General features: G+C 69.9%; 19 protein-coding genes. 6 read left to right on the top strand and 13 right to left on the bottom strand.

The genetic code is table 11. The annotated features are described in order from the left end of the window. Positions 1 to 2 precede the first annotated feature (2 nt). The 4 genes from ACFY5B_RS35595 to ACFY5B_RS35580 all read right to left on the bottom strand — a co-directional run bounded on the left by ACFY5B_RS35595 (position 3) and on the right by ACFY5B_RS35580 (position 4,286). Positions 3 to 1,355 (bottom strand): hypothetical protein, encoded by a 1,353-nt coding sequence (locus tag ACFY5B_RS35595; protein WP_389978040.1) that lies wholly within the window; start codon positions 1,353 to 1,355, stop codon positions 3 to 5. Next, the gene (locus tag ACFY5B_RS35590) at positions 1,345 to 1,905 is read right to left on the bottom strand and encodes a DUF6114 domain-containing protein (RefSeq protein WP_389978037.1); all 561 of its coding nucleotides are present in this window, start codon (positions 1,903 to 1,905) and stop codon (positions 1,345 to 1,347) included. The genes ACFY5B_RS35595 and ACFY5B_RS35590 overlap by 11 nt, the downstream gene beginning before the upstream one ends. Before the next feature lie 126 nt (positions 1,906 to 2,031). Beyond that, on the bottom strand, positions 2,032 to 2,691 hold the full coding sequence (locus ACFY5B_RS35585) for a DUF6230 family protein (RefSeq protein WP_389978137.1): 660 nt from the start codon (positions 2,689 to 2,691) through the stop codon (positions 2,032 to 2,034). A gap of 620 nt (positions 2,692 to 3,311) precedes the next feature. Then, complete coding sequence (locus ACFY5B_RS35580; RefSeq protein ID WP_389978034.1) at positions 3,312 to 4,286, bottom strand: tetratricopeptide repeat protein; 975 nt, start codon at positions 4,284 to 4,286, stop codon at positions 3,312 to 3,314. Positions 4,287 to 4,522: 236 nt separating this feature from the next. On the opposite strand from ACFY5B_RS35580, the gene ACFY5B_RS35575 reads away from it, so the two are divergent. Continuing rightward, complete coding sequence (locus ACFY5B_RS35575; protein WP_389978031.1) at positions 4,523 to 5,134, top strand: TetR/AcrR family transcriptional regulator; 612 nt, start codon at positions 4,523 to 4,525, stop codon at positions 5,132 to 5,134. 1 nt (position 5,135) lies between these two features. Here ACFY5B_RS35575 and ACFY5B_RS35570 read toward each other — a convergent pair whose 3' ends face one another. The 5 genes from ACFY5B_RS35570 to ACFY5B_RS35550 all read right to left on the bottom strand — a co-directional run bounded on the left by ACFY5B_RS35570 (position 5,136) and on the right by ACFY5B_RS35550 (position 8,636). Next, positions 5,136 to 6,836 (bottom strand): methylmalonyl-CoA mutase, encoded by a 1,701-nt coding sequence (locus ACFY5B_RS35570; protein WP_389978028.1) that lies wholly within the window; start codon positions 6,834 to 6,836, stop codon positions 5,136 to 5,138. Positions 6,837 to 6,960: 124 nt separating this feature from the next. Then, on the bottom strand, positions 6,961 to 7,299 hold the full coding sequence (locus tag ACFY5B_RS35565) for a DUF3817 domain-containing protein (RefSeq protein ID WP_344458830.1): 339 nt from the start codon (positions 7,297 to 7,299) through the stop codon (positions 6,961 to 6,963). Between the two features lie 43 nt (positions 7,300 to 7,342). Then, the gene (locus ACFY5B_RS35560; RefSeq protein ID WP_344458829.1) at positions 7,343 to 7,852 is read right to left on the bottom strand and encodes a MarR family transcriptional regulator; all 510 of its coding nucleotides are present in this window, start codon (positions 7,850 to 7,852) and stop codon (positions 7,343 to 7,345) included. Between the two features lie 149 nt (positions 7,853 to 8,001). Next, positions 8,002 to 8,295 (bottom strand): MTH1187 family thiamine-binding protein, encoded by a 294-nt coding sequence (locus ACFY5B_RS35555; protein WP_030854324.1) that lies wholly within the window; start codon positions 8,293 to 8,295, stop codon positions 8,002 to 8,004. After that, positions 8,292 to 8,636: a DUF3817 domain-containing protein gene (locus ACFY5B_RS35550; protein ID WP_344458828.1), complete on the bottom strand. Its 345-nt coding sequence runs from the start codon at positions 8,634 to 8,636 to the stop codon at positions 8,292 to 8,294. The genes ACFY5B_RS35555 and ACFY5B_RS35550 overlap by 4 nt, the downstream gene beginning before the upstream one ends. 232 nt (positions 8,637 to 8,868) lie before the next feature. Between ACFY5B_RS35550 and ACFY5B_RS35545 the strand changes: the two genes are divergently transcribed. From ACFY5B_RS35545 to ACFY5B_RS35530, 4 genes are all read left to right on the top strand, one after another. Then, on the top strand, positions 8,869 to 9,501 hold the full coding sequence (locus ACFY5B_RS35545; protein WP_389978134.1) for an AIM24 family protein: 633 nt from the start codon (positions 8,869 to 8,871) through the stop codon (positions 9,499 to 9,501). Position 9,502: 1 nt separating this feature from the next. Then, entirely contained in the window at positions 9,503 to 10,153 is a 651-nt protein-coding gene (locus tag ACFY5B_RS35540) for an AIM24 family protein (RefSeq protein ID WP_389978022.1), read from the top strand. Beyond that, the gene (locus tag ACFY5B_RS35535) at positions 10,150 to 10,950 is read left to right on the top strand and encodes an AIM24 family protein (RefSeq protein ID WP_389978019.1); all 801 of its coding nucleotides are present in this window, start codon (positions 10,150 to 10,152) and stop codon (positions 10,948 to 10,950) included. Before ACFY5B_RS35540 ends, ACFY5B_RS35535 begins: the two co-directional genes overlap by 4 nt. Positions 10,951 to 11,066: 116 nt before the next feature. Next, positions 11,067 to 11,543, top strand: a complete 477-nt coding sequence (locus ACFY5B_RS35530; RefSeq protein WP_344458825.1) for a MarR family transcriptional regulator — start codon at positions 11,067 to 11,069, stop codon at positions 11,541 to 11,543. Positions 11,544 to 11,555: 12 nt separating this feature from the next. Here the strand turns inward: ACFY5B_RS35530 and ACFY5B_RS35525 are convergent, their stop codons facing one another. Continuing rightward, complete coding sequence (locus tag ACFY5B_RS35525; protein WP_389978015.1) at positions 11,556 to 12,965, bottom strand: ATP-binding protein; 1,410 nt, start codon at positions 12,963 to 12,965, stop codon at positions 11,556 to 11,558. Continuing rightward, on the bottom strand, positions 12,962 to 13,630 hold the full coding sequence (locus tag ACFY5B_RS35520) for a response regulator transcription factor (protein ID WP_389978012.1): 669 nt from the start codon (positions 13,628 to 13,630) through the stop codon (positions 12,962 to 12,964). Before ACFY5B_RS35520 ends, ACFY5B_RS35525 begins: the two co-directional genes overlap by 4 nt. A gap of 116 nt (positions 13,631 to 13,746) precedes the next feature. On the opposite strand from ACFY5B_RS35520, the gene ACFY5B_RS35515 reads away from it, so the two are divergent. Then, positions 13,747 to 14,385 (top strand): PepSY domain-containing protein, encoded by a 639-nt coding sequence (locus tag ACFY5B_RS35515; RefSeq protein WP_389978009.1) that lies wholly within the window; start codon positions 13,747 to 13,749, stop codon positions 14,383 to 14,385. Between the two features lie 705 nt (positions 14,386 to 15,090). On the opposite strand, the gene meaB is transcribed toward ACFY5B_RS35515, so the two are convergent. Further along, complete coding sequence (meaB, locus tag ACFY5B_RS35510; RefSeq protein WP_185013201.1) at positions 15,091 to 16,047, bottom strand: methylmalonyl Co-A mutase-associated GTPase MeaB; 957 nt, start codon at positions 16,045 to 16,047, stop codon at positions 15,091 to 15,093. Positions 16,048 to 16,156: 109 nt separating this feature from the next. Beyond that, on the bottom strand, positions 16,157 to 17,374 hold the full coding sequence (locus ACFY5B_RS35505) for an acetyl-CoA C-acetyltransferase (RefSeq protein ID WP_389978006.1): 1,218 nt from the start codon (positions 17,372 to 17,374) through the stop codon (positions 16,157 to 16,159). Between the last annotated feature and the right edge of the window lie 117 nt (positions 17,375 to 17,491).

The raw sequence follows: 17,491 nt of genomic DNA, 5'->3' as shown, positions 1-17,491 counted from the left end.
CGTCAGTCCGTGACGTACTGATGCAGCCCCGGCACCGTCAGCGTGCCGCCGAACTGACCCGCCTGGGTGACCTTCACGTTGGTGAAATAGATCTCCGGGAGATTCAGGGGCGGCGGGTGCTCGGGGTCGAACGTGAGCGGGACCAGCCCGAGCAGGTTGCCCGAGATCTTCTCCGTGTACATCACCGTCTTGCCGTCAGTGATCGTGGACGTCGATCCCTTGGCCGCCTGGACGTGGTGGGTCTTGCCGGACTGCTTGTCCTTGACAAGTTGGTGCAGGTCCCCGATCTCGGTGCCCTTGGAGATGACGAACTTCAGGACCTTCTTGGTGGCACCACTTGCCGTCTTCACCTCGACGATGCCCTGGTAGTCGGCGCCGTGCAGCTTCAGCGAGCTGGCCTCCAGGCGCCAGGGTTCGTCGGGCACGAGGAACTCGTTGTCGACCCCGCCCTCGGCGTCCGTGGCGGTCGGACAGTTCTCGGGGTCCGTGGAGGCGCTCGCGGACGGGCTGGGAGAAGCGGTGGCTTTCTCCGCCGCCTTCTCGGCCGCCTTGGTGGCGTCCTCGACGGTCTTGGTGGTGTCCTCGATCGTCTTGGACGCCTTGTCGGTGGTGTCGTTGACCGTGTCCTCGACCGTGCCGGTGGCCTTCTGGGCCGGGTCCTTCACGGTGCCGGAGGCGTCCTCCGCCGGCTTCTCGGTGCTCTCGGACGCCGAGACGGAAGGGGTCGGGCTCGGGCTCGGGCTCGCGCCGTCCTTGTTCCCACCGTTGAAGATGCCTCCGATGGCCTCGCCGATGTCCTCCAGCACGTTGCCGCCGCTCTCGGACGGCGAGGGGGACGGGGTGGCCGTCGAGTCGTCCCCCGTGGCGGTCTTGCTCGGGGACGGGGTCGGCTCAGGCTCGGCCTTGTCGTCGGAACCTGAATCCGGCGAAGAGGAACCGCCCTTGTCCGCGTCCGTGCCGCCCGAGGGGGACGGCGTCTGGGCGGTGTCGCCCTCGTCGTCCTTCTCGTCGGTCTTGCCATCGCTCGCCGACGGAGACGGGGTGGGCGAGGCCGAGCCGTCGCCCTTGGAACCCTTCTCGGAGTCCTCCAGGGCTGCCACGCAGTCCTTGTACTCGTCTGCCGTCAGGTTCTTCGCCGACGGCGTCGCCGGAGTTCTGCTGTCGGCTATCGCGAGCGTCGACGTGAAGCCCATCCCCATGAGGACCGCAGTCGGCATCGCCGCCATGGCTATCGCCTTGCCGGCAGGCATGTGGAACCGGGTGAAGAGCGGCTTCTTGGGTGCCGCGTGACGCGGCCCGGTTCTCACACGGGACGCTCCCACATCAGCCCCGTGGGTCACCTCGTCAGCCGGCACTGTGCCTCCCGTTCGCCCCGTTCGCCGGGCTCGTTCCTGACAGATCGTTCGGCTCGCCCGCCACGGGCCTGAGGACCGTGGTGTCGGGGTCCGCGGCACCCGCGGGTGCGCTCTCCCCACCCGCCGCGTCCCTCTGCACCGGCTGTGCGTCGGCGTCCTCGCCGGGCGCCCACGCCACCGCCATCGCGCCGCCGACGAGGGTGAACAGGAAACCGACGACGAAGCCGCCGAAGTTGGACACCGGAATGGACACCAGGCCCAACAGAATTGCCGCGGCACCCGCGAAGGTCCGGATGTGCTTCTGGAACCAGAGGCTGATGCCCAGCACAACGAGCAGCACACCGATGATCAGGGAGCCGGCGCCCGCGGTGGTGGCCATCGCCAGGGTCAGGTGGCCGATCTGGAGGTTCGCGTACGGGAAGTACATGATCGGAAAGCCGCCGATCATGATGAACAGGCCGGCCCAGAACGGCCTTGTGCCCCGCCAGGCGCGGAACTGCAGCCTCCGGCGGGTGAACTGACCGGGCGCGGCAGAGATCTCGGCGCTCATGGAAAACAGCTCCCTGGTGCGGCGTTGCTGTGGTGAGGGTGGTACGGCGATGAGGGGTGGGGGTGAAGAGGCGGCCGGAGGCCGGACGGGCGGGGCGCCATCGGCCCCCCGCCCGCCACGGAGTGCTCAGTAGCACTCGACGCCGGCACCCTTGCCCTTGTGCAGCGACATGTGCAGACCGCTCAGTTTGAAGGTTCCGGCAGTGGTCGCCCACGCCGTCTGCTTCACGTCCCGCAGCGTCGCCGACTGCGCCTGCTGGCCGAAGCCGTTCGAGTTGGCCTTTTCCTCGCCACCCTTCATGCCGGGGCCGGGGCCGTTCTTCATGTCACCGGCCGCTACACCGATGTCGATGTTACGGAACTCGGCATCCGCCTGGAGATCCTCGACGTCGATGTACAGGTTCTTGGCATAGACCTGCTTCTTCTGGTCGCTGCTGTCACCTGCCTCCAGCCTCAGAGTGATGTCCCCGACGAACGGCACGCTCGGAGTGACAACGGACTGGCACATCTTCTGGATGTAGGCCGATTCGAACGCCGAGACCGCCACCGCGTGAGCGGTCTTCTCGCCGGAGAGCGTAGTCCCCGGGTCGACGGCCCCGTACTGGGAGAAGCCCGTACCGTTGAGCTCCTTCGCCGTGACCTTGAACGACTGCCCCGACACACTGAACGACGCGGCGAGAGCACCCTGAGCGAGGGCGACACCTATCGCAGCCGTGGCGGCGACGCTGGGCACCATGACCACAGCGAACCGCTTCCATCTGGTCCCGCCACGCACCTGGGACTCCATATTTCCTCCTTCTCGGACGTACATCTCCTGTCCTGGCTCGCCCCGATTGGCGCTCAGCCGGGCAGGGATGGGAGAAGTGCTACGTCCTCGGGAAGGAGAGCGCCTGCACTCGGCGGCGCAACTGCGCCCGAATCACCGGCGATCACCCCCGAGCGACAACCACTGGTCGCGCCTGACACGCATCACGCACAACCCTGCTGGACAGGCTTCACCGAAAGGGCGAAGACCCCCCTGTCCAAGAGCCGGCGCCACTGCCGCCGGCTCTGCTCGGTGGGGACCCAGATTGTCCCGCGACCCAACCGGCTGCCGGGGTACGGGAATGGACCGAGCGTGGCCGATCGTGGTGCATTCTCGCCGCCCGCACAAGGGGGATCGTTACTCGCTAGTAACGGCCGGATAACCGAACAACGACCCATCGGTCTCGGGCGACGACTCAGGGTGGCGCCGTACGGCGTTACAAAGCTGTTGATCGATGGACAGAATCCGACAGATCAACGCCCGCGGCTTACTCCTAGTAACAGCGGCCGCGATTACCAAGTTTTGGTAAAGCGCGGCCGCAGTGACCCTCTGTGGGCAAACTTTTCACGCGGGCACCACACGCCCGCGCGTTTAACGACTGGTCAGAACAGGGCGCGCGCCAAGGCCCTGCGGGCCGCGATCACGCGGGGATCGTCCGGTCCGACGACCTCGAACAGCTCCAGCAGCCGCATCCGCACGGTGTCCCGGTCGTCACCCACCGTGCGCTGCACGGTCTCGATGAGCCGGCCGAACGCGTCATCGACATGGCCGCCCACCAGATCCAGATCGGCGGCGGCGATCTGCGCCTGCACATCGGCGGGCTTGTCGGCCGCGTCCCGGCGCACCTGCTGCGGGTCGACGCCCTGCACCCGCTGGAGCAACTCGGCCTGCGCGAGGCCCAGTTTGGCCTCCTCGTTGCCCGGGTCCTCGTTCAGCACGTTTTTGTACGCCTGGACGGCACCGGACAGATCGCCCGAGTCCAGCGCCTGCACCGCGGCCTCGAGAAGCCCGTCGTGCGGGCCGGCCGGCCGCTCGGGAGCCGCCGGGGCCCCGCCCGGCACGGCCTCGGGGTCGACGGTGAGACCGGTCAGGCCGAAGCGCTGCTCGCCGACCTGCACCAGCTGGTCGAGGGTCTGCCGGATCTGGGCCTCGCCCGCCGCTCCCTGGAAGAGCGGCAGCGCCTGCCCCGCGACGACCGCGAACACCGCGGGGATTCCCTGGATGCCGAACTGCTGCATCAGCATCTGGTTGGCGTCGACGTCGACCTTGGCGAGCAGGAAGCGGCCGTTGTACTCGACGGCCAGCCGCTCCAGGACCGGGCTGAGCTGCTTGCAGGGCTCGCACCACTCGGCCCAGAAGTCGATGACGACGGGGACCTCGGCGGAACGCTGCAGGACGTCCCTCTCGAACCCCGCCTCATCGACGTCGATCACCAGATCGGCCGGGGAGATCGCCCCCGTCCCGCCCTCCCGGGCTGCTTGCGCGCGCGCCTGCTCCGCCTTCGCCTTGGCCTCCTGGGCCGCCTTCACCGCGGCGAGGTCGACGACTCCGCTCATGGACATGTTCCGTGGCTGCATGCGCCTATCCTCCCCCGTACTGCGCGCGTGTGTGAAAAACGGTGTGAAAGCAAGGCCGGTCCGTGCCTTTCGGCGCCGGGTCCCCACCCCACGCCGGATGTATCGAGGCCCGTGTACGTCCCTCACGGGCTTTCGCTACGAGTCGTAGCGTAATGCCACACCGCACCGCCCGGACACCACGCCCCGGTGATCTCCCTCACGGCGCCCCGCGGGAACCGCCGGTTTATGGTCGGGAGATGCAGAGCCGCAGCCCAGCCAGCCGCACCGGGCGTCCGCGCAGTGCCACGGCGGACGCCGCGATCCTGGCCGCGACGCGCGAGGCGCTCGTGGAACTGGGCTGGTCCAAACTCACCCTGGGAGACGTCGCGACGCGCGCCGGGGTTGCGAAAACCACGCTCTACCGCCGCTGGGCGGGCAAGAACGAACTGGTCGTCGACGCGGTTGCGGAACTCTTCGACGAGCTGGAACTCCCCGACCGCGGCTCCCTGGCCGCCGACATCGAGGGTGTGGTCCTGCAGTTCGCCACGATCCTGGCCCTTCCGGAGGCGAAGAGCGGCCTGATGGCGGTGGTGGCGGAAGCAACCCGCGACGAGGCGCTGCGCGAACGCATCCGGGCCTCGGTCGTCGACCGTCAGAAGCGCCTGGTCCTGGAGGGCCGCGCACGGGCCCAGGCCCGGGGCGAACTCCCCCCGGAGCCGGACCCCGCCGCGGCCGACCGCACGGTGGACCTGATCTTCGACATGGTGGCGGGTGCGGTGGTCCACCGCACCCTGGTGAGCGCGGAACCGGCGGACGAGGAGTGGGTCCGCAGCTTCACCAGGGTGCTGCTGCACGGGCTGAACAGCTAGATCAGAACCCCGCGGGCTCGGTGTACACCCCCCACTCGTCCCGCAGCACTCCGCAGATCTCCCCGAGCGTGGCCTCCGCCCGTACCGCGTCCAGCATCGGCTCGATCATGTTGGCCCCGCTGCGGGCGGCGGCCAGCATGGCGTCGAGCGCCGTACGCACCGCGGCGTCGTCGCGGGCCGTCTTGCGCCCGCCGAGCGCGCGGACCTGCTCGCGCTCCACCTCGTGGCTGACCCGCAGGATCTCCAGGTCCCCGGTCACCGACCCGTCGTGACAGTTCACGCCGACGACCCTCTTGTCGCCCTTCTCCAGCGCCTGCTGGTACCGGAACGCCGACTCGGCGATCTCCCCGGTGAACCAGCCGTCCTCGATCCCGCGCAGGATCCCGGAGGTGATCGGGCCGATCGGGTGCCGCCCGTCGGGGTGCGCCCGCAGACCGCGCTCCTTGATCTGGTCGAAGATCTTCTCCGCGTCCGCCTCGATGCGGTCGGTCAACTGCTCGACGTACCAGGAACCGCCCAGCGGGTCGGCCACGTTGGCGACCCCGGTCTCCTCCATCAGCACCTGCTGCGTGCGCAGCGCGATCTCCGCGGCCTGCTCGCTCGGCAGGGCCAGGGTCTCGTCGAGCGCGTTGGTGTGCAGCGAGTTCGTGCCGCCGAGCACGGCCGCCAGGGCCTCCACGGCCGTCCGTACGACGTTGTTGTACGGCTGCTGCGCGGTGAGGGAGACGCCCGCGGTCTGCGTGTGGAACCGCAGCCACTGCGCCTTCTCGGACTTGGCGCCGTAGACGTCGCGCATCCAGCGGGCCCAGATGCGGCGCGCCGCGCGGAACTTGGCGATCTCCTCGAAGAAGTCGACGTGCGCGTCGAAGAAGAAGGACAGGCCAGGGGCGAAGACGTCCACGTCCAGCCCGCGCGACAGGCCCAGTTCGACGTACCCGAAGCCGTCCGCCAGGGTGTACGCCAGCTCCTGCGCGGCCGTCGAGCCGGCCTCGCGGATGTGGTAGCCGGAGACGGACAGCGGCTTGTAGGCGGGGATGCCGGCCGCGCAGTACTCCATGAGGTCGCCGATGAGCCGCAGATGCGGCTCGGGCTGGAAGAGCCACTCCTTCTGGGCGATGTACTCCTTGAAGATGTCCGTCTGGAGCGTGCCGTTGAGGACGGACGGGTCGACGCCCTGCCGCTCGGCGGCGACCAGGTACATGCAGAAGACGGGGACGGCCGGACCGCTGATGGTCATCGACGTCGTGACGTCACCGAGCGGGATGTCCTTGAACAGGACCTCCATGTCGGCCGCCGAGTCGATGGCGACCCCGCAGTGCCCGACCTCGCCCAGCGAGCGCGGGTCGTCGGAGTCACGGCCCATGAGCGTCGGCATGTCGAAGGCGACCGAGAGCCCGCCCCCGCCGTTGCGGAGGATCATCTTGTAGCGCTCGTTGGTCTGCTCGGCGTTGCCGAACCCGGCGAACTGCCGGATGGTCCACGTCCGCCCCCGGTAGCCGGTCGCGTACAGGCCACGGGTGAAGGGGTACTCACCCGGCCAGCCGATCCGGTCGAAGCCGTCGTAGGTGTCACCGGGCCGGGGCCCGTACACCGGCTCCACGGGGTCGCCGGAGAGCGTGGTGAAGTCGGCCTCGCGCTTGCGCGCGGCGTCGTACCGGGCCTGCCAGCGGATGCGGCCCTCGTCGATGGCGTCAGCGTCCATACCCTCGAATTTACTTGGACGTCCTAGTAAATGTCGATGGCTGACGGGAGTGACCTGGCGAACGGGTGAGAACGACCGCCGCACGCGTGCGTGCGGCGGTGCTGGTGATGGCGCCCGCGCGGGGCTATGCCTTGGCGGGCGTCGGCGCGTCCTCGGCGATCCGGGCCTCCAGCTCGTGGCTGATCCGGCGCTCCACGAAGAACGCGGCGGTCGGAACGGTCCCGGCGAGCAGCACCCACAGCTGCTTGCCGACCGGCCACTTCGCCTTGGAGCCCAGGTCGAAGGCGAAGATCAGGTACAGGACGTACAGCCAGCCGTGCGCGATGCCGACGACGCGCGTGAAGTCATCGGCGCCGTCCATCTTCAGCAGGTACTTGGCGATGACGCCGATGGTCAGCAGGACCAGCAGTACGCCGGTGACGTAGGCCATCACGCGGTAGCGGGTCAGCACGCTCTTCTTCATGCCGTCGAGCGTAACGACCCGTTCCGGGAGATCTTGCCCCGGGTCACTCCTCCTCGAAGTCGCCCGCCGAGACGCGCAGCGGCCGCAGCATCGCGAAGATCTCCGCGCATTCCTCGGCGTCGTACACCCCGAGCCCGAAGTCCATCGCCATCAGGTCGCGGGTGGCCGCCTCGACGACCTCGCGGCCCTTGTCGGTGATGCTGGCGAGGGTGCCCCGGCCGTCGTTCGGGTTGGGCCGCTTGGCGACCAGACCCGACTTCACCAGCCGGTCCACGGTGTTCGTCACGGAGGTGGGATGCACCATGAGCCGTTCGCCGATCTTGGACATCGGCAGCTCGCCGGACTTCGAGAAGGTGAGCAGCACCAACGCCTCGTAGCGCGCGAACGTCAGCCCGTACGGCCTGACCACCGCGTCGACCTCGGCGAGGAGGATCTGCTGGGCACGCATGATCGAGGTGATCGCGGCCATGGACGGCACGTTCCCCCAGCGCTGCTTCCAGCGTTCGTCGGCACGCGCGATCGGATCGAAGGAGAGACTGAGCGGCTTCGGCACGAAGCCGACCTTACCGGCCGGTCACATGGTGGTCAGCACTGTCTCGCCCTTCGGGCCGCGGGCACCGACGCCGGTACGCGGGCCGCCGTCGACGACGAGAACCCCGGCCCGCACGGGCCGGGGTTCTCGAAACAGCTCGCGCGGAACGGCTACTCGGCGAGGTGCCGCTCCACTGTCTCCACCTTGGACGTGAGGCCGTCCGTCACGCCGGGGCGGATGTCCGCCTTGAGGACCAGGGAGACCCGGGGCGCGCGGCGCTCGACCGCGGCGACCGCGCGCCGGACGACGTCCATGACCTCGTCCCACTCCCCTTCGACGGACGTGAACATCGCGTCGGTGCGGTTAGGCAGTCCGGACTCGCGCACCACCCGTACGGCGTCGGCGACGTACTCCCCCACGTCCTCGCCGACCCCGAGCGGCGTCACGGAGAAGGCGACGATCACGCGCCCACCACGCCTTCCTTGCGGGCCCGCGTCGCGATGACGGCGTCCTCGGCCTCACGCCGCAGCCTGCGCTCGGCGAAGAACCCGCCGGCGGGCAGCACCGAGAGGACGAAGTACAGCGCGGCGGTCTTCAGCGACCACTTCGCCCGGTTCCACGCGTCGGCCCAGAAGATCACGTACAGGACGAACAGCACCCCGTGCACCATGCCCATCACCGGCACGGCGTTGAAGTCCGTGGTCCGCTTCAGCACCGAGCAGACCAGCAGGAGGAGGAAGGAGATCGCCTCGGGGGCCGAGACCAGGCGGAGGCGGCGGATGGCGGTGGCGGTCTTGAGGTCCACGGGTCACCTTCGGTGGGAGTTTCGCGGCGGTCTGGTCGATCGATACGGCTGGCACGGGTCCGACGGTTTGTGAACGCGCGCACAAGCGTCCCGCCCATTGTGGCAAACCGCTGCGGGCCCACCGGCCGGGGGTCCGTCTCCCCGACCCCCTACGGGTGCCGTCAGGGTCGTTCTCCACCCACGGGCCCTGTCCGCGGGGCCCGGCCTGCGGCTACCTTTCCCTTTCGTGGCGATGTTCCGACTTCAGAGCAGCAAGGTGCTCGCCGTCGACATGACCGGAGACGCCGTCAAGGCGAAGAACGGCTCGATGGTCGCGTACGACGGGGAGATGGCCTTCAAGAAGCTCAGTGGCGGCGGCGAGGGGATCCGGGGAATGGTGACCCGGCGGCTGACCGGTGAGCAGATGACGTTGATGGAGGTGAAGGGGCACGGGACCTGCTGGTTCGCGGACCGCGCATCCGAGATAAACCTGGTCAGCGTCCAGGGCGACAAGCTCTACGTCGAGTCGAGCAACCTGCTCGCGACCGACGGCGGGCTGCGCACGGGCACGGAGTTCACCGGTCTGCGCGGCGCCTCGCAGGGCAACGGACTGTTCACGACGACCGTCGAGGGCCACGGCCAGGCGGCGATCATGTCGGACGGCCCGGCCGTGGTGCTGCGGGTGAGCGCGCAGTACCCGCTGACCGTCGACCCGGGGGCGTACGTGGCGCACCAGGGGAATCTGCGGCAGTCCTTCCAGTCCGGTGTGACGTTCCGCACGCTGCTCGGGGAGGGCGGCGGCGAGGCGTTCCAGATGCGGTTCGAGGGGGACGGGCTGGTGTACGTGCAGCCGAGCGAGCGGAACACGATCGCGGGGGACGTCTGACATGGCCTTCCGGGAGATCAACGGAAAGATGGTCGAGGCGACGGTCGCGCCGGGGCAGCGGCTGTTCAGTCAGCGTGGGGCGATGCTCGCGTACAAGGGCGAGGTGTCGTTCACGCCCAACACGGCGGGCGGTCAGGGCGGGATCATGTCGATGATCGGCCGCCGGGTGGCGAACGAGGACACCCCACTGATGTCCGTCGAGGGCAGCGGCACGGTCCTCTTCGGGCACGGCGGGCACCACGTCCAGGTGATCCGCCTCACCGGCGACACGCTCTGCGTGGAGGCGGACCGCCTCCTGGCCTTCGAGGGCACGCTCCAGCAGGGCACGATGTTCCTGGGCTCGCAGGGCGGCGTCATGGGCATGGTGCGCGGCCAGGTCAGCGGCCAGGGGCTGTTCACCACCACGCTGAAGGGGCACGGGGCCGTCGCGGTCATGGCCCACGGCGGAGTCATCGAGATCCCGATCAGCCCCCGGCGGCCGGTCCATGTGGACCCGCAGGCCTACGTCGCCCACCACGGCGACGTCCGCAACAAGCTGTCCACGGCGCTGGGCTGGCGGGACATGGTGGGCCGCGGCTCGGGCGAGGCCTTCCAGCTGGAGCTCAGCGGCAGCGGTGCGGTGTACGTCCAGGCGTCGGAGGAGAAGCTGTGAGTACGTACGGAACCCCGGGCGCCGGCCCCGTGGTCTTCGACCCGGCGACGCTGCCCCCGGACGACAACGTCAATGCCTACACCTTCTGCGTGGAGCTCAAGGGGAGCCAGTGGTTCCTGCAGAAGGGGAAGATGATCGCCTACTACGGCTCGATCGACTTCAACGGCGTCGGACACGGCCGGCTGGACCGTCTCGTGCGCACCTCGTTCCATTCGCCACTGCACGCGAGCGACTGGGTCGTGGCGGAGGGCTCGGGCAAGATGCTCCTCGCCGACCGGGCATTCGACGTCAATTCGTACGACCTCGAGGACGGCAATCTGACCATTCGCTCGGGCAACCTGCTCGCTTTTCAGCCAACTCTGGCACTGAAGCAATCAATCGTGCCGGGTTTTCTGACCCTCATCGGAACCGGAAAGTTCGTGGCCGCGTCGAACGGACCGGTGGTGTTCATGGAACCCCCGATCCGGGTCGACCCCCAGGCCCTGGTCGGCTGGGCCGACTGCCCCTCTCCGTGCCACCACTACGACCACGGGTACATGACCGGCGTCATGGGCGGTCTACGTGCGCTGACGGGCCTCGGAGGCGCCTCCGGCGAGGAGCACCAGTTCGAGTTCGTCGGCGCCGGGACGGTGCTGCTCCAGTCGTCCGAGACCCTGATGGCCGAGCAGGCCACCGGGGCCGTTCCGCACCAGGCCGGCGTGCCCGGCGGCGGGGCGCACAGCCCCCAGGCGGGGCAGTCGGGCGTACCGCGTCTTCCCGGACAGCTGGGCGACCTCCAGCGTCGCTTCGGGCTGTGAGCGGTAGTCTGCGGAGTGTGACATCGAACGCCTACGCACCCGTGTTCGGCAGGTGTGCGCTGTCACACGAAACCCCTCACTAGTTCGCCTTTCAACTTTTTAGGTAGACTTCATTCATGGAGACCGAGACGGCCACCCGCTGGCTGACCGATGCGGAGCAGTGCGCCTGGCGCACCCACCTGGAGGTCAACAGGCTGTTGACGTACCAGCTCGAGAAGGACCTGCAGCCGTTCGGCCTGACAATGAACGACTACGAGATCCTGGTGAATCTCTCCGAGTCCCCGGACCAGAGGATGCGGATGAGCGACCTCGCCTCCGCCACCCTCCAGTCCAAGAGCCGCCTCTCGCACCAGATCACGCGCATGGAGAACGCGAACCTGGTCCGGCGGGAGAACTGCGAGTCGGACCGCCGGGGCCTCTACGCGGTCCTCACCGACCACGGCATGGCGACGATGCAGAAGGTCGCGCCCCACCATGTGGCGTCCGTGCGCAGGCACTTCATCGACCTGCTGTCCCCCGAGACCCTGACCGAGCTCGACAAGGGCCTCAAGCCCATCGCGGAGCACCTGCGCGGCCAGCGCGGGCGCCCGTAACCGCAGCCCCCTCTAGACGAGCGGCAGGCGGAGTTCGAACAGGGCTCCGCCTGCGGGTCCCCGCCCGGCCGTGAGCGTGCCGCCGTGCCGGACGGCGACGTCCCGGGCGATGGCGAGCCCCAATCCGGCTCCGCCGTCGTCGCGGCTGCGGGCGGCGTCCAGCCGGACGAACCGTTCGAAGATCCGCTCCCGGTCGTCCTCGGGCACCCCGTCGCCGTCGTCCGCCACCCCGACCACGGCCCGGTCCCCCTCCTGCCGCACGGTCACGGTGACGGCCGACCGGGCGTGCCGCTGGGCGTTGTCGAGCAGATTGGCGAGCACCCGCCCCAGCTGCCCCCGCGATCCGGCCACCTCCACCGGCTCCGCGTCCACGGTGACACCCGTCCGGCCCTCGGCCTGCTCCCCGGCGAGTCCGGCGAGGTCGACCTTCGCTTCGCTGGGCCGCTCCCCCGCGTCCAGCCGGGCGAGCAGCAGCAGATCGGCCGCCAGCCGCTGCAGCCGCACGGTGTCCTCCACGGCCCCGTCGAGGTCCAGCAGCTCGGGGTGCGCGGCGGCCACCTCCAGTTGCGTCCGCAGCGAGGCGATCGGACTGCGCAGCTCGTGGGAGGCGTCGGCGACGAACCGCCGCTGCCGCTCCACGGACGTCTCCAGCGCCGCGAGCGTCTCGTTGGTGGTGCTGGCGAGCCGGGCGATCTCGTCGTGCGTGTCCGGCTCCGGAACGCGCCGTGCGAGATCCTCCGACTGGGTGATCGCGGCCATCTCGCGCCGGATCCCCTCCACGGGCCGCAGGGCACGCCGGGTGACCAGCCAGGTCACGGCCGCGACGACGCCGAGCAGCAGCGGGAAACCGATCAGCATCACCGTCAGCGCGGTCCGCACGGCCCCGTGTTCGGCGGCCAGCGGGGAACCGGCGTAGACCTTGAGGTGCCCCCGGTCGTGGGTCTCCACCTCGACGGCGGCGAAGCGGTAGTCCTCCGCTTCGCCGTCGATCGTCGCGGACCCGTTGCTGAAGACGCTCTCCCCGGAGATCTCACCGGCTTCGAGGGGCTCGCCCGCGTCGTCGGAGTCGTCATCGTCATCAGCCGTCGGCTTCACCGCCGGCTGCGGCTTCACCTGCCCGCTGTCGGTCCCGCTGATCTTCTCCAGATCCTCACTGGCCGCGACCAGCCGCCGGTGCTCGTCCAGGACCTGCACCGGCCCGTCGTCACCGTCGAGCCCGGAGAGCTTGTCGTACGGCGTTCCGGCGGCGAGCTCGGAGGCGACCGCCCGCGCGGAGCGCTCCGCCTGCGTACCGGCCTCGCCGATCAGGTTGGACCGCAGGGACAGCAGCACGGCGGCCCCGGCGGCGACGAGCGCCACCGCGACCACGAGGGTCGCTCCCAGCGTGGCCCGCGCGCGGACGGACCCGAACAACCGCCTCACGGTGACGTCTCCAGCCGGTAGCCGGCCCCGCGCACGGTCCGGATCAGCCCGGCCCGCAGTTTCCGCCGCAGCGTGCTGACGTAGACCTCGACGATGTTCGGATCACCCTCGTACGCGAAGTCCCAGACGTGCTCCAGGATCTCGGACTTGGACACCACCTCGCCGGCCCGCAGCACGAGCTGCTCCAGCACCGAGAACTCCTTGGCGGTGAGGGCGATCTCGTCGTCACCCAGGAACACCCGCCGGGCCGCCGTGTCCACCTTCAGATCACCGTGCACATGCACGGGCGAGGCCCCGGCCCCCTGCCCACGCCGCCGCAGCAGCGCCTTGACCCGCGCGACCAGCACGACGTACGAGAACGGCTTGGTCAGGTAGTCGTCCGCACCCGTGTCGAGCCCCTCGGCCTCGTCGTACTCGCCGTCCTTGGCGGTCAGCATCAGGATCGGCACGTCGTGCCCGGCGGCGCGCAGGGCGGCGCAGACCCGGTAGCCGTTGAGGCCGGGCAGCATGATGTCGAGGATGACCAGGTCGTACGTGCCCTCCGAGGCCTGGTACAGCCCTTCCCGGCCGTCGTGGACGACGTCCACGGCGTACCCCTCGGCCGTCAGGCCCCTGGCGAGCGACAGGGCCAGCCGCTTCTCGTCCTCCACGATCAACAGGCGCATGCGTAAAGAGTGGCAAAAGCAAGCTGAAGATCCCTTCAGGGGGCTTCAGGTTCCTCTCAGCCTCCGTCAGCCAGAGTCGAAGACGTCGAAAACGAAATGACTCGGGAGGAATCCGCATGAAGCGCAACATCGTGATCGCCGCCGTGACCGCCGCCGCCCTGATCGGAGGCGGGACGGCCACGGCCCTCGCGACCACGGGAGACGACCAGGGCTCGGCGCGGCAGGCGGCAGGCACCCAGCTGTCGAAGGACACGCAGGACGATCGCGACGACCGGGACGACGACGCAGCCCGGGCCGCCTCCGCGGACGTCACGGCGTCCGAGGCCATCGCCTCCGCGCTGAAGCACACGTCGGGCACGGTCGTCTCCGCCGAGCTGGACGACGAGGACGACAGCGGCAAGGTGGTCTGGAACGTCGACGTCCTGTCGGGCGACAACACCTGGCACAGCGTGAGCGTCGACCCGGCCAACGGCAAGGTCCTGGGCTCGCAGACCGACGACGAGGACGACACGGCGCAGGTGCGGGCGGCTCTGAAGGGCTCGTCGGTGACCGCCGAGGAGGCCGCGAAGGCTGCCGCCGGCAAGGGCGTCGTGACGTCGGTCGACCTCGACGAGGACGGCAAGAACAAGTCCTGGGAGGCCGAGACCCGCAAGTCCGGCGGAGCCGAGCAGGACTGGAAGATCGACCTCACCTCGGGCAAGGTCACGGCGGACCGCGCCGACGCGCAGGACGACGACGCTGACGACCAGGACTGATCAGCGGCTCCCCTCTTCACGGCCCCGGCATCCACACGGACGCCGGGGCCGGGTGGGTCCGCGACCGTGCGCCGCGGGGTGCCGCTGCGTCGGTGCAGAGGCAGGGTGGGTCCGCAGCCCAGGGGAACGGGGTGCCGCTGCGCCCACCCGTGCCGCCCCTGGCGGCACGCATGCCCGCAGCGGGGGCGGGACGCAGCCGGGCGGAGCGGGCGAGCTGGGGCAGCCGCCGCGCGCACGCAGGACAAGCTGGCACCCGCACGCATGCGGCGCTGGGCAAGACGCGCCGCACCCGTACGCCCGCTGCGCAAGCCACGCCGCTCCCGCACCCGCGTACGGCGAGAAGGGGACGTGTCGGGGGGTGTCCGCCCGCAGCGGTTGGCGCGTCGACGCCGGTCAGTCGGTAAGAAGGTCCATCGCGCCGTTCCGAGGACGGACACCCCCCGGCGCGGCCCCGACCCCCACACGGCGAACAGGCGCAACGCGCACTCCCACCGAAGCAGCCACAGGCCGCCGCAGGCACCCGCCCAACTCAGCGATCGACGAAGACACGCAAAGCCCCCCCGACGCGGCCCTGAGCCACCCGGCGACGGGCAGCCGACAGCGACAGCCCACGCCCGGCGCCAGGGCCGCGGCGGTGCCGACGCCGACAGGCGCCAGACGCCAGACGAACGCGTGTCCCCACCCCGGCGAGCGAACGCCAGGGCCTCAGCCCTCCGTCAACCCCGCGACCAGCTCGTCAGCCGCCCGGTAAGGATCCAGCTCACCCGCGATGATCCGCTCCGCCAGCGCCCCGAGGCGCCGGTCCCCGTGCAGGTCCCCGATCCGCTCCCGCAGCGCCGTCACCGCGATCGTCTCGACCTCCCGCGACGCCCGGGACAGACGCCGCTCCGCGAGCACGCCCCGCTCCTCCATCCAGGCCCGGTGCTTCTCCAGCGCCTCGACGACCTCGTCGACGCCCTCACCCCGCGCGGCGACCGTCTTCACGATCGGAGGCCGCCAGTCTCCCGGCCCCCGGGACTCCCCCAGCCCCAGCATGTGGTTCAGCTCGCGTGCCGTCGCATCCGCCCCGTCCCGGTCCGCCTTGTTCACGACGTACACGTCGCCGATCTCCAGGATCCCGGCCTTGGCCGCCTGGATCCCGTCGCCCATCCCGGGCGCGAGCAGCACGACGGACGTGTCCGCCTGCGAGGCGATCTCCACCTCGGACTGCCCGACCCCCACCGTCTCGACCAGGATCACGTCGCAGCCGGCGGCGTCCAGCACCCGGATCGCCTGCGGGGCCGCCCAGGCCAGCCCGCCCAGATGCCCGCGCGTCGCCATCGACCGGATGTACACACCCGGGTCGGACGCGTGGTCCGACATCCGCACCCGGTCCCCGAGCAGCGCACCGCCCGAGAACGGGGAGGACGGGTCGACGGCGAGCACGCCGACCCGCTTGTCCTGCTTGCGGTACGCGGAGACCAGCGCCGAGGTCGACGTCGACTTGCCGACCCCGGGCGACCCGGTCAGCCCCACCACGTACGCCCCACCCGTCAGCGGCGCGAGCGCCGCCATGACCTCCCGCAACTGCGGGGACGCCCCCTCCACCAGGGAGATCAGCCGGGCCACGGCCCGCGGCCGGCCTTCCCTGGCCTGGGCCACCAGGGTGGAGACGTCCTGCATCACAGCTCCGTTCAGACGAGGGGCGTACGGATAAGGGGATGTACCGACGAGGGACGTACCACCTGCGGACGTACCGCCGACGGACGTCCCGACGAGGGTGTACCGAAACTCAGGCCTTGGGCACGCGCACGATCAGCGCGTCACCCTGCCCACCGCCACCGCACAGCGCGGCCGCACCCACGCCACCCCCACGCCGCTTCAGCTCCAGCGCGAGATGCAGCACCAGACGCGCGCCGGACATCCCGATCGGGTGACCCAGGGCAATCGCGCCGCCGTTGACATTCACCTTTTCGGTGGACACTCCGAGGTCCTTCATGGACTGCACGGCGACCGCCGCGAACGCCTCGTTGATCTCGATGAGGTCGAGGTCCTCGACGCCCAGCCCCTCCTTCTTCAGCGCGTGCTGGATCGCGTTGGACGGCTGGGACTGGAGCGAGTTGTCCGGCCCGGCCACGTTCCCGTGCGCCCCGATCTCGGCGATCCACTCGAGGCCCAGCTCCTGCGCCTTGGCCTTGCTCATCACGACGACGGCGGCGGCACCGTCGGAGATCTGCGAGGCGGAACCGGCCGTGATCGTGCCGTCCTTGGAGAACGCCGGACGCAGCTTCCCGAGCGACTCCACGGTCGTGTCACCGCGAATGCCCTCGTCCTTGCTGAACAGCACCGGGTCGCCCTTGCGCTGCGGGATCTCGACGGGCGTGATCTCGGCCTCGAACAGGCCGTTCTTCTGCGCGGCGGCGGCCCGCTGGTGCGACAGCGCGGCGATCTCGTCCTGCTCGGGCCGGGCGATGCCCAGACGGGTGTTGTGCTTCTCCGTCGACTCGCCCATGGCGACGCCGTCGAAGGAGTCGGTCAGACCGTCGTGGGCCATGGCGTCGAGCATCTCGACCGCGCCGTACTTGAAGCCCTCGCGGGACTTCGGCAGCAGGTGCGGGGCGTTGGTCATGGACTCCTGGCCACCGGCGACGACCACGTCGAACTCACCCGCGCGGATGAGCTGGTCGGCGAGCGCGATGGCGTCGAGACCCGACAGACACACCTTGTTGATGGTCAGCGCCGGCACGTTCATCGGGATGCCGGCCTTGACCGCGGCCTGACGGGCCGGGATCTGCCCCGCACCGGCCTGGAGCACCTGCCCCATGATCACGTACTGCACCTGGTCGCCACCGATCCCCGCACGGTCGAGGGCGGCCTTGATCGCGAAGCCGCCGAGGTCGGCTCCGGAGAAGGACTTCAGCGATCCGAGCAACCGCCCCATGGGCGTACGCGCGCCCGCGACGATCACCGAGCTGTTCGCTCCGGAAGTTCCGGGTGTTCCAGAAGTCATGAGCTGCGATCCCCTTACCGGCCTGCACAGCCGAGGAGTGAACGAGGGTTTACTTCGAATGTACTGAGTGGCACTCCGTGCCGTCATCGGGCCGTCGGTGTGATCGCGCGCACGTTG

Source organism: Streptomyces sp. NPDC013187 (assembly GCF_042899705.1).
GTDB classification, from domain to species: Bacteria; Actinomycetota; Actinomycetes; order Streptomycetales; family Streptomycetaceae; genus Streptomyces; species Streptomyces hawaiiensis_A.
This window is presented reverse-complemented; position numbering and strand designations above follow the sequence as displayed.